General features: G+C 45.6%; 12 protein-coding genes. 1 reads left to right on the forward strand and 11 read right to left on the reverse strand.

Translation table 11 applies throughout. The features are described from left to right. Nucleotides 1–51: 51 nt before the first annotated feature. Together R7D93_RS00545 and R7D93_RS00550 are read right to left on the reverse strand one after the other, a co-directional pair. Nucleotides 52–1512: an aldehyde dehydrogenase family protein gene (locus R7D93_RS00545; RefSeq protein ID WP_025767670.1), complete on the reverse strand. Its 1461-nt coding sequence runs from the start codon at nucleotides 1510–1512 to the stop codon at nucleotides 52–54. Between the two features lie 73 nt (nucleotides 1513–1585). Then, nucleotides 1586–1984 (reverse strand): RidA family protein, encoded by a 399-nt coding sequence (locus R7D93_RS00550; RefSeq protein WP_213869707.1) that lies wholly within the window; start codon nucleotides 1982–1984, stop codon nucleotides 1586–1588. A 155-nt stretch (nucleotides 1985–2139) separates the two neighbouring features. Between R7D93_RS00550 and R7D93_RS00555 the strand changes: the two genes are divergently transcribed. Then, complete coding sequence (locus tag R7D93_RS00555) at nucleotides 2140–3030, forward strand: LysR family transcriptional regulator (RefSeq protein WP_205391130.1); 891 nt, start codon at nucleotides 2140–2142, stop codon at nucleotides 3028–3030. 80 nt (nucleotides 3031–3110) lie between these two features. Here the strand turns inward: R7D93_RS00555 and R7D93_RS00560 are convergent, their stop codons facing one another. The 9 genes from R7D93_RS00560 to R7D93_RS00600 all read right to left on the reverse strand — a co-directional run bounded on the left by R7D93_RS00560 (nucleotide 3111) and on the right by R7D93_RS00600 (nucleotide 13315). Next, nucleotides 3111–4217: an NADH:flavin oxidoreductase gene (locus R7D93_RS00560; protein WP_225496216.1), complete on the reverse strand. Its 1107-nt coding sequence runs from the start codon at nucleotides 4215–4217 to the stop codon at nucleotides 3111–3113. 672 nt (nucleotides 4218–4889) lie between these two features. Then, nucleotides 4890–5804 carry a heme o synthase gene (cyoE, locus tag R7D93_RS00565; protein ID WP_213911997.1) on the reverse strand — a complete coding sequence of 305 codons (915 nt, stop codon included), beginning with the start codon at nucleotides 5802–5804 and terminating at the stop codon, nucleotides 4890–4892. After that, nucleotides 5765–6076 carry a cytochrome o ubiquinol oxidase subunit IV gene (gene cyoD, locus R7D93_RS00570; protein WP_012842490.1) on the reverse strand — a complete coding sequence of 104 codons (312 nt, stop codon included), beginning with the start codon at nucleotides 6074–6076 and terminating at the stop codon, nucleotides 5765–5767. The genes cyoE and cyoD overlap by 40 nt, the downstream gene beginning before the upstream one ends. Further along, nucleotides 6076–6678 (reverse strand): cytochrome o ubiquinol oxidase subunit III, encoded by a 603-nt coding sequence (gene cyoC / locus R7D93_RS00575; protein ID WP_213911998.1) that lies wholly within the window; start codon nucleotides 6676–6678, stop codon nucleotides 6076–6078. The genes cyoD and cyoC overlap by 1 nt, the downstream gene beginning before the upstream one ends. Further along, a complete protein-coding gene (gene cyoB, locus R7D93_RS00580; protein WP_005375781.1) occupies nucleotides 6668–8704 on the reverse strand; it encodes a cytochrome o ubiquinol oxidase subunit I in 2037 nt (678 codons plus the stop codon). The genes cyoC and cyoB overlap by 11 nt, the downstream gene beginning before the upstream one ends. A gap of 5 nt (nucleotides 8705–8709) precedes the next feature. Continuing rightward, the gene (cyoA, locus tag R7D93_RS00585; RefSeq protein WP_005388604.1) at nucleotides 8710–9591 is read right to left on the reverse strand and encodes a ubiquinol oxidase subunit II; all 882 of its coding nucleotides are present in this window, start codon (nucleotides 9589–9591) and stop codon (nucleotides 8710–8712) included. Nucleotides 9592–10389: 798 nt separating this feature from the next. After that, nucleotides 10390–11148, reverse strand: coding sequence for an SDR family oxidoreductase (locus R7D93_RS00590; RefSeq protein ID WP_225496218.1), 759 nt, complete (start codon nucleotides 11146–11148; stop codon nucleotides 10390–10392). A gap of 110 nt (nucleotides 11149–11258) precedes the next feature. Then, nucleotides 11259–12164, reverse strand: a complete 906-nt coding sequence (mmsB, locus tag R7D93_RS00595) for a 3-hydroxyisobutyrate dehydrogenase (RefSeq protein WP_005375775.1) — start codon at nucleotides 12162–12164, stop codon at nucleotides 11259–11261. Nucleotides 12165–12175: 11 nt separating this feature from the next. Then, nucleotides 12176–13315 carry an enoyl-CoA hydratase/isomerase family protein gene (locus tag R7D93_RS00600; RefSeq protein ID WP_213876110.1) on the reverse strand — a complete coding sequence of 380 codons (1140 nt, stop codon included), beginning with the start codon at nucleotides 13313–13315 and terminating at the stop codon, nucleotides 12176–12178.

The raw sequence follows: 13315 nt of genomic DNA on the forward strand, positions 1-13315 counted from the left end.
TTCTTAGCCTTTTCGTGCGGGCAGCTGACACCATCAGCTACCCTGCCGATCTTAGTAAGGACGCTGATAAGCGGTTTTCACTACGGTGTAGAACTCTTTGGCGTACTGACCTTGCTCACGAGGACCAAAGCTAGACTCTTTACGGCCACCAAATGGAACGTGATAATCTGTACCCGCAGTTGGCAAGTTAACCATGACGCAGCCCGTTTGGACTTGCTGTTTGAAGATCGCGCTATTACGCAAGCTTTGCGTGATAATGCCGCCTGTCAGGCCAAAGCGCGTATCGTTCGCGACTGCAATTGCCTCATCCAGATCAGAAACGCGAATCACGCTCGCCATTGGCGCAAAGACTTCTTCTTGGTTCACTTCCCAGCCATTCTGTGTATTTAAAAACAGAGTTGGTGACATGTAGTAACCGTCATGCTCTAGGCTCAGACGCTCACCACCGAAAGCCAGCTCCGCGCCTGCTTGGCGTGCGTTTTCGATCCACTCAAAGTTCGCATTCAGTTGGTTACCATCAACCACTGGGCCCATGAACACGCCCTCTTCCAGTGCGTGACCCACTTTAAGTTCACTCATGCGTTTGATTAGCGCTTCAACATACGCGTCGTGAATTCCGTCCATAACCACAAGACGAGAAGACGCGGTGCACTTTTGACCTGCACCCGAGAATGAGCCTGCGATTGTCGCTTCGACAGCAATCTGAATGTCTGCATCATCTGCCACTACGAGCGCATTTTTGCTACCCATCTCTAGCTGACAACGCACAAAATTTGGTGCCGTTGCCGCTGCAACTTTACGGCCAGTGTCCACAGAACCAGTGAAGCTAACGCCGTTCACGTCCTTCGAATTGATAAGGGTATTACCGACTTGCGAACCGCTGCCCAAAACGAGGTTAAACGTGCCAGCAGGTAAACCTTGGCGATGGATAATCTCTGTCAGCGCAACGGCACTTGCTGGGGTTAGGTTGGCAGGCTTCCAGACGACGCTGTTGCCAAACGCAAGTGCTGGCGCGATTTTCCAAGCCGCTGTTGCTGTTGGGAAGTTCCAAGGAGAGATAATGGCGATAACGCCGACGGCTTCGCGAGTAACTTCAACGGAGACACCTGGACGGACGGAAGCAGCGCTATCGCCAATTTGACGCAGAACCTCAGCAGCAAAGTATTGGAAGAATTGGCCAGCACGGTAAATCTCACCTCGACCTTCAGCAAATGGCTTACCTTCTTCACGCGAAAGTAAGGTGCCCAATTCGTCACATCGTGCAATGAGCTCATCACCAATCGCTTGTAGCACTGCTTGCTTGCGCTCGATTGGTGTTTTTTCCCACTCTGGCTGCGCTGATTTAGCCGCTTGAATCGCTTGCTCTACTTGCGACACACTCGCTTGTGCGAAATCGCCAATGTTTTCGCTGATATCAGAAGGGTTAATATTGGCGATGGTGTCCATGCCCGATTGCCACTCACCCGCTATATAGAGGGATTTTTCTGCTTGAACATTGTTAATAAAAGTCATGGTTCTTTCCTTGTTCTTCCGATTTGTGATGGCAAGCCACCCACTCACTGATCTCTAATTGTTCTTATTGGATTTATTCTGGTTGGCTTGCCGACGCATAGACAACAAACTCCACCAACATCTCTTCTCGCGCTAACCCTGCAACCACCATGGCGGCGCGATTTGGGTACGGCGCTTCAAAATATTCCGCGTACACTTGGTTAACGGTCTTTAAGTATTCTCTGTCGGTCACGTAAATCAGGACCTGTAATACCGAGTCCAAAGACTCCCCTGCACACTCCAGGGTGTGAATGAGATTGTTAAAGGTTTGGCGTGTTTGTGCTTCGATACCGCCTTCCACAACCGCGCCTGTGTCATCAATAGGAATTTGAGCCGTATACAGGGTTCCGTTGTTGACTATCGCCCATTCAAGCGGCGCTTTAGAAGCAAATAGACTGGTTTTAACTGGGTGTTTTTTAGTAGGAGTACTCACGTGCCTTTCAACCTTTGTAACAACTTTGTTTCAATATGGTTAAATGATGCACATTGACAGGTGATAAATCTAACGGTAAATTTTTTACATTTGATAAATTAAACTTATCACTCTGTTTAAAATAACGTAAATAAAGGGATTAAGAGGCATTAGGGATGAGTATTAAGCTTCAACAATTAATGCATTTTGTGATGGTAGTCGAGGAAGGAGGCTTTCGAGCCGCTTCACATCGTGCAAATCGTTCTCAGGCGGCACTGTCAACATCGATAAAAGAGCTTGAAAAAATTCTAGGGCAAACGCTGTTTGAACCCGGAAACAAAACCAAATTGACCCCATTTGGTGAAATTTGTCTGCCCAAGGTGGTTCAGTTTCTCAATATCTACAGTGCGCTGGACAACGATCTCAAAGCTGCCGCGGCCGGACAGCAAGGGAGAGTGCGAATTGCGAGCGTTCCTTCTGTTGCAGCGAAACTCATCCCTAGCGTATTGGGTGCCTTTTGCGAGCAGTATCCAAATGTAGAAGTAAGCTTGATCGATGATAACGCGGCGGGCGTCGAGGCTCGCTTACTCTCCGGTGAAGTCGACTTGGCGATCGGTAACCCCTCTCACCTCGATGAGGGCGGCATTGACTTTACGCCACTGTTAGCCGATCCAATAGGCGTGGTGTGTTTAAAGGATAACCCTATTGCAAGTCATCCAGAAGGAATCGAGTGGCAAATTTTGTTGGAACAACCCTTTATCCGTAACGGCACTTGTACACTTCTCGATCCAACCCCAGCAAGAGCTCTGAGTCAGCAAGCGCTCTATTCAGTCGAAAATATTACTTCGCTGTTTTCTGTCTTAGAACTCGGGATTGGTGTCACGACCCTACCGAAGCTTGCTTTCCCAACCAATGAAACACGCTTGGTTTGGATTCCGCTTATCGATCCACCACTTGAAAGGCAAATTGGTATATTTACGTTAACCGATCGCACGATCTCGCCTCAAGCTAAAGCATTTCACGATCTTTGTGTGCATTATTTAAACTATCAAAAAGAAGATAAATAATGGTTCGATTAACATGCGGATAATTAAAAGCCTCCATATTCAGAGTGGAGGCTAATTTGTATTTGTGTATTCGCTTCGTTCTATTTTTTGCGACGATTTCGGTTCTTATACACCACGCAAAAGTTACCACGCTTGGTACGACACTTTGAGCAACGTTCACAATCTACTGGTGCGCGATTGCCTTCTTTCCAACGTTTTATCAACTGTGGCTCAGCCAATAAAGGGCGTGACACAGCAAAAAATTGGATATCTGTGTTTTCTGCAATTTTCTCAATCGCATCAATGTCGCTCAGCCCGCCGACAGTAATCACCGGTATGCTAACGTCCTGGCTGATCACGTGACCATATTCGTGAAAGTAACCTTCTTCTTGTAGTGTGTAACCATCGAACGTTTGACCAACAAGTTCGTTTGCTTTGCCGTGAACATTGCCAGATACGATGATCGCATCAACGCCTACTTCTTCAAGTTTCTTACAGACGACGCGAGTTTCATCGAACGTTAAACCGCCGTCAAAGAACTCAGTTGCCGTCAGTTTAACGAGGATGGGAAATTCGCTTCCAACCAGCTTTCTGGTTTCAGAATAAATTTCTAAAAGAAAGCGCATGCGATTTTCTAAGCCACCACCATATTCGTCTTCGCGACGATTATAGTACGGGCTTAAAAACTGGTTAATTAAATAAGTGTGCGCCGCATGAATCTCTACGCCGTCAAAACCAGCGTCTTGAGCACGTTTACTCGCCAATGCGAATGCCTTTACGATGTAGTCGATTTCGTCCTTTGTCATCGCTTTGCCTTGCGTATTTGTACCACGCTCAGGCACGTCACTCGGAGCGAAGATGACACGCTCACCGACGTTATGGATGGTTTTGGTGCCACCGTAAGCAATTTGCATCACGATTTTAGAATCTTGTTGATGTACTAGCTCTGTTAGCTTTTTGTATTCTTCAATAAAAGAGTCGTTGTAGATCCCCATCATACCTGCGTTGGGTTTCTCTTCTTCAACGATATTGGCATAACCCGTAACAATAAGCCCAACTTCCCCTTTCGCAAGCGTTTCGTAAATATCGTAAAGCTTTGCCGTCATGTGACCATCTTCGGTCGCCATGTTCTCCCACGTTGCGCTCCTCACAAAACGGTTCTTTAGGGTCATGTTGCCAATGCGGGCTTCGGAAAACAAAATGCTCAAAACCAGTCCTCTTAAAGTTGTCATTATGTTTTATCTTTTCGCAAGTAAACAAGATCGAAAAAGGAACAGCGATACACGATGTATGGCTGTTCCTTCTCTGAATCCTTGAGACCTGCAAACTACAGGCGCACCTTAATGCCTCGGAGACGACAAAACTTTAATCTGGGTTAAGGTTTAGTGAGTTTTTAGATTATGTAAAAGGATGATTCCCAATCGTGTTCATTTCACTGGAGTTAAGATGCTTCCTCTCCCACTTTCAGTAGTAAAACTTGTGTATTTCGCTAGCAGGTGATTCAACTCAAACATTCACATTGTTAGTTTGTATGCTGCTATGAGAACTAGCACTCCCCCCAAATGTTTACATTACAAACTATCGATATTGAATTCTCATATGGTAAGTAGAGTTATTGCGCTGTTTATACTTTTTAGCTTAACCGTCGCTATCTCTTGGCATTATTACGCATCAGCGGAAACGCGCGACCCACTATGTTTTACACTCTGGTTGTTTTTGCTTTTAGATATGAATACGTGATAGTGAAGCTAGAGGAGGAACAGGAAAAACAGGGAAAATAAAGGACAATAGAAAGTTAAATGACCTTACTTCCAGGTAAGGTCATTCATGCATTCAGCAGCAAAAGATATTGGCGCTTAGCAAACGCTTAGGTTTGGTTGTTACAGAGCTAGAGGAATCAACTCGACGCCAAGCACACCACTGATCCCCATCACCACTAGCAGTGAGACTTTAAACACCGACTTTGACCAAGCGATGTAGTTGTTGTCATCAATGCTGCGAAAGGTCACTTTCGTCCACATAAAGCAAACAACCGCTGCAACCGCTAAGTATTCATACCCGGCTTCACCTAGTAAAAATAACCCCAATGATGCTGCTCCAAAAGCCACGACATACGCTTTCATGTGTCGATGCGCTTTATGAATGCCTTCTTTAACTGGCAATACGGGAATCCCGGCTTCTCGGTAGTCTTGCATGCGGAACATGGCAATGGCATACGAGTGCGGCATTTGCCAGAGACAGAACATGGTAAAGAGTAAAATCGCTTCCAAGCTAATGAAGTTTGTTACCGCTAAGTAACCCACCAATGGCGGAACTGCGCCTGAGATACTTCCCACTAAGGTCCCATACACCGAGTTACGTTTGTACCACATCGTGTAAAAGAACACGTAATACACGTAGCCAAGCAACACGACGACAGCGGATAGTGGGTTCACTTGGATAAATAACAGTGCGGTTCCTACCAGCAATAAAGCAAGTGCATAAACAAACGCAATATCGATATTGATGTTGCCTTTCACTGTTTCACGATTTCGTGTACGTGCCATCTTTTGGTCGATATCACGATCGAAAATATTATTCACCACACAACCTGAAGCGATGACTAACCCAACACCAACTAACGTCGTAACGAACAACATTAGACTGGCTGGTTCTGTTTTTGCGGCGAGGAAGAACCCCGCCGCAACAGAAATCAGGTTGCCGAAAATAATGCCCGGTTTAGTGATAGACAAATAACTTTTCAGCATACCTTGACCTACAACTTCATGTTGACGTTCATGTTGTAGATGATCCATACCGAGCCAGCGATAAGGATAAGTACAACAATGGCGGTAAACATCAGTGATACAAGGTTCCAACGTCCGTCGGATGTTTTTGTTTCCATGTGCAAGAAGTATTTAAAGTGAACAAATATCTGCACTAATGCACATCCAAATAGAATCGCATAGGTCGTTGTATCTGGTAATGATTTCGTCCAAACAAAGTAGAACGGAATTACAGTCAGAATCAGTGAGGCAATAAAGCCTTTCACGTAATCTGACGCACTGGTTTCTACATGTTGATCCATTACATTACCCCCAGTAAGTAAACGATGGTAAAGACACAAATCCAAACGATATCTAGAAAGTGCCAGAATAGGCTTAAGCAGTTAAAGCGCATTGCCATATTGTCGTTCAGACCTTTCGTCGACAGTTGATGATACGCTACCGCTAACCAAATCAGACCAAAGGTTACGTGCAGGCCGTGCGTACCAACCAACGTAAAGAATGCCGACAGGAATGCACTTGTTTGGGGCCCATAGCCTTCTTCAATCAGGTGATGGAACTCATAGACCTCCATACAGATAAAGCCAAGACCAAGCGCGAACGTGACTAACATCCAACGTTTGAGACCAGCAACATTGTTGCGCTTCATCGCGATAATGCCAAAACCAAATGTGATACTGCTAAACAGCAGCAGCATGGTTTCGACAAACACGAATGGCAGTTCGAAAATGTCGTTACCTGTTGGGCCCGCAATTGAATTGCTCGACAACACAGCGTATGTCGCGAACAAGGTCGCAAACAGTACGCAGTCACTCATCAGGTAAACCCAAAAGCCAAATAGCTTGTTGCCATTCGTGTCATGGTGGTGATCATGGTCGTGATGTGCTGCGATATTAGTTTGCATACGTCACCTCCAGATCATCTTTACTTTCGCTGTCTTTCACTGAGTTTTTCTTCGCTTCTTCAAGCTGAGCTCGACGCTCGGCCTCAATTGCTTTGATCTCTTCAACTTCCACGTAGTAATCCACGTCATCGTTGTAGCTGTGCTGAATACACGTCACGATAATACCGACCAAACTTGCTGCCGCTAGCCACCAGATGTACCAAATCATGCCGAAGCCAAATAGGAGCGACCAAGCCGACACGTAGATGCCTGTTGCCGTGTTTTTTGGCATATGAATACGTTCGTATTCCACTTCTTTAGTTGGATCGAACTCGCCACTTTGTTTCTGGTACCAGAAGGCATCCAGCACATCACCTTTTGGTAGGTGCGCAAAGTTGTAGAACGGCGGTGGAGACGATGTTGCCCACTCAAGAGTACGACCACCCCACGGATCACCAGTTAGGTCACGGTTTTGCTCGCGGTCACGGATACTCACGTAAATTTGGATGAACTGAGACAATACGCCCAGCGCAATCACAACCGTACCTGCTGCGGCAATCGACAACAGTGGGAAGTATTCAGGGTTGATGTCTTGGCTTAAACGACGAGTCATACCCATAAAGCCCAGCGCGTAAAGCGGTAGGAACGCCATTAAGAAACCAATAATCCAAAGATAGAACGCGCGTTTGCCCCAAGTTTCATTCATGGTGAAACCTGTCGCTTTCGGGAACCAGTAAGTGATCGCAGCGAAACATCCAAACACCACACCACCGATGATAACGTTGTGGAAGTGAGCAATCAGGAATACTGAGTTATGCAGAACGAAATCTGCGCCCGGAACAGCCATTAGTACGCCTGTCATACCACCAACAGTAAAGGTGATCAGGAAGCCCACCGTCCACATCATTGGCGTCGTAAAGCGGATGCGGCCTTTGTACATCGTGAATAGCCAGTTGAAGATCTTCACCCCTGTTGGGATAGAAATAATCATCGTGGCAATACCGAAGAAGGCATTTACGTTCGCGCCAGACCCCATCGTAAAGAAGTGGTGTAGCCAAACGACAAACGCAAGAATCGTGATAACTACGGTAGCCCAAACTAGCGATGTGTAACCGAACAACTTTTTACGTGAAAAGGTTGCGGTGACTTCTGAGAACACACCAAAAATTGGCAAGATCAAAATGTACACTTCTGGGTGGCCCCAAGCCCAAATCAGGTTGACGTACATCATTACGTTGCCGCCAAGATCATTGGTAAAGAAGTGCATGCCTAGGTATCTATCCAGCGTTAGCAGAGCGATAGTCACCGTCAGGATTGGGAATGAAATGATGATCAAAATGTTTGCACATAGAGATGCCCAAGTGAAAACTGGCATCTTCATCATTGGCATAGACGGTGTACGCATACGCAAAATGGTCGCGAAGAAGTTCACGCCTGTTAACGTCGTACCAACACCTGATATCTGCAACGCCCAAATCCAATAGTCGACCCCGACTCCTGGGCTAGCCTCAATACCTGAAAGCGGCGGATACGCCAACCAACCGGTGCGACCAAATTCACCTAAGCCGAGAGACATGTTTGTTAGGATGACACCAACAACAAACAGCCAGAAGCTCAAGTTATTCAGATACGGGAAAGCTACGTCACGCGCACCAATCTGTAATGGCACGATGATGTTCATCAGACCAATAACCAATGGCATCGCTACGAAAAAGATCATGATCACGCCATGGGCAGTAAAAATTTGATCGTAGTGATGCGGTGGCAAGTAACCTGCTTCACCCGCAGAAGAAAGGAGTTGCTGACTACGCATCATGACTGCGTCAGCAAAACCACGAACAAGCATCACCATCGCTACTGCGATGTACATGAAGCCAAGTTTTTTATGGTCTACTGAAGTAAACCATTCATTCCACAAATATTGCCACTTTCCGGCTTTAGTTACCGCGTAAACTACGGCTAAACCAACCAGCGCCACAACCGCTAAGGTGATGACGATAATAGGTTCGTGGAATGGAACTGAATCAAGAGTTAATCTTCCAAACATTACGATTATCCTTGGTTTTCAGGCAAACAGTTCATTGAACCAGGATGCTGAGTCACAACATCGGTGAACAAGAACGGAGGAACGCTAGAGAACAAAGTGACTGGCTCTGCGATACTTGGCGCTGCCAGTGAGCTGTATTGCTCCCAATCCTCAATACGATCAGGGCTCGCCTTCACTTTCTGCACCCAATTTAGGAACGCAGCACGATCAGACATTGCTGAAGCTGTGAACTTCATTTGCGAAAAGCCTTCGCCGCTGTAGTTCGATGCAAAACCTTTGTAGTCACCTTCGTGGTTCGCTATCAGGTTAAGCTTGGTAACCATGCCTGGCATCGCGTAGATCTGTGTACCTAAGCGAGGGATGAAAAACGCGTTCATGATGTTGTCCGAAGTCAGTTTGAACTGCACTGGCACATCTTTCGGGAACGCCACATAGTTCACCGTCGCAATGTTTTCTTCTGGATAGATGAACAACCATTTCCAATCGAGTGACACCACTTCGATGGTCATTGGTTTAACATCACTTTCCAATGGTTTAGAGGGCTCTAGTTCATGAGTCGAACGCCATGTGATCGTCGCAAGAATCGCAATGATGATGATTGGAATTGTCCATACCACCACTTCGATTTTGGTCGAGTGTGACCACTCGGGTGCGTACTCTTCTTCAGTGTTAGAGGCGCGGTATCGGTAAGCGAAGTAAATCGTCATTAGAATCACAGGGATTACAACGATCAACATCAGCAAAAGAGCAGTAATAATTAGCTCTTTTTCCTGCACACCAATGGCACCTTTGGGGTCAAGTAAAGCTGAATTACATCCTGAGAGCATAAGTATGACGGACGCCAAACTTCCCCTCGACAAGATGCGTTTATATCTTGAGGCTTCCATTAACTTTCTCGATGGTTGTCTGGTTTCAAAACAGATGCCAATCAAAGTAAATAAGAGCTCACAAATAGCGCAGAGGTAATGTATGAGAACAAGAAAAAACCTCGATAAGTAGTTATTCTACTTACAATTTTTCAACTTCGTCATCAAGCATTTAACCAGCTAGAATGAACCGTTATTTGCTACGATACGATAGGTATCAAGCCAAGAACCAGTTGTTATAGTCATTAGAATGTTTATGTGTTGAGCATGAGTAACGTCGGGCTCAGAGCGAAACAAAACGGAATTGAGTGGAGATCAAAACCACACTCTTAGTGTGAGTTTATTGTTACACTTTGAAACACTATGTTACATTTGGCGCATTATGAGGAGTAAAAAGTTAAAGCTCATTAGCCACAACTGGAAACTAACCTTCCATTAATGGAAGTTACACACTTTAAATAGAATATTAACCTCAACACGAATTTCTCGTGCTTCAACAATTAATTATTTAAAAACAAACAGTTGAAACTTAAAATTGATGAGACTGACTATCAACTTCATTTACGCAGATAGCCTTAATGAGAAGCGGAAACTAAAAAACCAAAAGTGTGATCAGTATCAAATTAATGATTTCACTTAATATTTGAGTGGTATTTACATCTCTTTATTGGATTGTGAGAAATCATTCTCAAGGTAAATCCAAACATAAGTTGTAAATACATTTGGGTTGCGCAGAATTAGCACTCCACAACATAGAAAATGTTGAAATGGAAAGAGACTTATTATTCAGGTCTATTAGAGCCTTATTTCAGTGGTCACTTACATACGAATGCCGCCATCCACTTCTAAAACCCTGCCAGTAAAGTAATCACTCTCAATAATGTATTTTACTGCACGCGCGATTTCGCTTGTTTCGCCCATCCTGCCAACTGGGATCATCTTTTCTAATCGCTCTATGGCTTCTGGTTTCATTTGCTCTGCCATCGCGGTATGAACTACACCTGGTGCAACCGCCGCCGCGCGAATACCGTATCTTGCGAGCTCACGGGCCCATGTTGTCGCCATGGTCGCGACCGCCGCTTTTGACGCAGAATAATTGGTTTGTCCGATATTCCCTGCTCTCGCAACACTAGAAATATTGATGATAACGCCTTGGGAGCCACTCTCAATCATCTTGACGGCAGCTTCACGACCACACAAAAATGTACCTATCACGTTAACGTTCATGACCAAGTTGAATTGATCCAAAGACATCTTACTGATCACGCCATCTTTTGCTTTTACAAGTAACCCATCTCTTAACACGCCAGCGTTATTGACTAATCCATTGAGTTGACCAAAATCTTGGATAATCGCTTCAAACGTGGTTTCAACGTCGATTTCGTTGGTGACATCCACTTGATATGTCAACGCTTTCGCACTCAGCATTCGACACTGCTCTTGTGTTTCCATTAAGCCACTGGCGTTTACATCCAACAACGCTAAATCAGCGCCAGCTTGAGCAAGGGTAATGGCCATCATTTGCCCAAGCCCCTGCCCTGCTCCTGTAATGGCAATAACACTACTTTTTATGTCCATATTGGTGCACTCCATAGCTCGTAATGTTCTCTATCTCAACCAGTCTAAGTTGGCCGAAATGATGCGCGTTTTAGGTCACCATCTCGGGCTGGTTTGTCACAAAACTCAGTCTAGCCTTTCTTACTCTTGTATAACTCAAATAAGCTTGAGAAATCGAGCTCGCCGTGGCCGCTCGCGTTGTGGAAAGAATATAAGTTGCGCGCTAACGACCCCATCGGAACCGAAGAATGTGTTTGTAACGCCGCATCTAACCCCAAGCCGAGATCTTTTAGCATGAGTTTGCTCATAAAGCCCGGTTGGTAATCGTGACTGGCTGGCGCACTGTCCATCACGCCTGGGCAAGGATTGTAAAGCTCCAATGCCCAATTTCGGCCAGAGCTTTGCAGCATGATGTTTGATAGCACTTTTGGATCGAGTCCATGATCGATACCTAGGTTTAATGCCTCGCACGTACCAGACATTAAAATGCCGAGCATAAGGTTGTTACAGATTTTCGCCATTTGACCATCGCCTGCTTTGCCAGCATGGAAAACATTTTTTCCCATATACTGCAAAATCGCATTGGCTTTAGAAAACGCTTGATCCGAACCACCAACAATAAAGGTTAATGTCGCCGCTTTAGCGCCAGCAACGCCCCCCGAAACGGGCGCGTCGACAAACAACACGCGTTTATTTGCCGCTTCATTGGCGACTAATCGCGCAGAGTCCGGATCAATGGTTGAACAATCAATCATCAAGGTACTTGGCGAGACAAGATTGAGGACACCTACGCCTCCATGTAAGTCACCAAGATACACGGAACGAACGTGAGACCCTGCTGGTAGCATCGTGATGACTGTGCTAGCACCATCCACGACTTCCTCGATAGAGCTCGCCACCACCGCACCAAAAGGTACTAGTTGCTTTGCGGCTTCGCTATCGACATCGAATACTTGCACGTTAAATCCAGACGCGAGTAAGTTTTGCGCCATAGGATGCCCCATTCTTCCTAAACCGATAAATGCGATGGTACTCATGATCATTCTCCTTATTGACCTAGTGTTTGTTCACCCAAATTAGCAAGCGGATGCTCGTTATCCGACCAAAGCGAGGTAAACAAAGTATCGATAACATCTTCATCGACTTCACTGACACTGTTAAATATCCAGCTCGGCTCGCCATCCCGGTCAATGAGCCGAGAACGGACGCCCTCTTTAAACTCACCTAATAAGGCACTGCGAACCGACAAACTCAACTCTAAACGGAAGCAATCTGCAAGCGGTAAGCTGTGGTACTCTTTCACTTGTCTAAAGCAAATATGCGCGGTGATCGGACTGCCCGATGCGAACGTTTGTTTCGCGTTTTCTATCCACTGGCTATTCCCTTCGATAGTCATGATTCGCTGTGCTATCGCATTAAGATCAAAGCCTTTGCACGCTTCCTCTATCTGATCTAAGTATGGACAAATTTGCGTGGTTGGTTTGCTATCAATAACTTGTTCTTCCATTAACTGTAGTAGTGCAGTTACCAACTCTTTCGCGTCTTCTTTGCCCCACTGGAGCCGCTTTAGCTCATCCAGTAAGGTGGGATACTGCTCTTCCAACAGTAACCAATCGGCCAAACCAATAGTGACAGCGTCACTTGAATTTACCATTGAACCTGTCAATCCGAGGAATAAGCCCACTTGCGGATCTATCTGGCTTAAAAACCACGTACCTCCCACATCAGGATACAGTCCGATATTGATTTCTGGCATAGCAAGGCGTGATGTTGTTGTCACAACTTTATGGCTGGTTCCCATAAAAAGCCCCATCCCACCGCCCATGACAATACCTTCTCCCCAACCGATAATGGGTTTGTTGTAAGTGTGGATGAGATAGTCACACTCATACTCCAACGAGAAATAGTTCGTACAGAACTCTACGATTTTTTCTTTACTCTCGTTATGCATGACGTGATACATAGCTCGAACATCACCACCAGCACAGAATGCTTTTTCTCCAGCGCCAGTCAGTACCACACAAGCCATATGTGGATCATCTTGCCACTTGATAAGCTGATCGTTAAGTTGGACTAACATGTCATACGTCAATGCATTCAATGAAGCGGTGTTGTCTAACGTTGCGATACCAATGCGGTGCACGCCATCTAAGCACTCTATTTCACTAATGGTTACCATCCCTGCCAT

It is taken from the genome of Vibrio sp. YT-15 (assembly GCF_033337445.1).
GTDB classification, from domain to species: Bacteria; Pseudomonadota; Gammaproteobacteria; order Enterobacterales; family Vibrionaceae; genus Vibrio; species Vibrio alginolyticus.

Excerpts from the sequence above, each read along its gene's own strand:
- R7D93_RS00545 (WP_025767670.1), bottom strand. The coding sequence starts at position 1,512 with ATGACTTTTATTAACAATGTTCAAGCAGAAAAATCCCTCTATATAGCG.
- R7D93_RS00555 (WP_205391130.1), top strand. The coding sequence starts at position 2,140 with ATGAGTATTAAGCTTCAACAATTAATGCATTTTGTGATGGTAGTCGAG.
- cyoE (WP_213911997.1), bottom strand. The coding sequence starts at position 5,804 with ATGGATCATCTACAACATGAACGTCAACATGAAGTTGTAGGTCAAGGT.
- cyoD (WP_012842490.1), bottom strand. The coding sequence starts at position 6,076 with ATGGATCAACATGTAGAAACCAGTGCGTCAGATTACGTGAAAGGCTTT.
- cyoC (WP_213911998.1), bottom strand. The coding sequence starts at position 6,678 with ATGCAAACTAATATCGCAGCACATCACGACCATGATCACCACCATGAC.
- cyoB (WP_005375781.1), bottom strand. The coding sequence starts at position 8,704 with ATGTTTGGAAGATTAACTCTTGATTCAGTTCCATTCCACGAACCTATT.
- cyoA (WP_005388604.1), bottom strand. The coding sequence starts at position 9,591 with ATGGAAGCCTCAAGATATAAACGCATCTTGTCGAGGGGAAGTTTGGCG.
- R7D93_RS00590 (WP_225496218.1), bottom strand. The coding sequence starts at position 11,148 with ATGGACATAAAAAGTAGTGTTATTGCCATTACAGGAGCAGGGCAGGGG.
- mmsB (WP_005375775.1), bottom strand. The coding sequence starts at position 12,164 with ATGAGTACCATCGCATTTATCGGTTTAGGAAGAATGGGGCATCCTATG.
- R7D93_RS00600 (WP_213876110.1), bottom strand. The coding sequence starts at position 13,315 with ATGGCAGGGATGGTAACCATTAGTGAAATAGAGTGCTTAGATGGCGTG.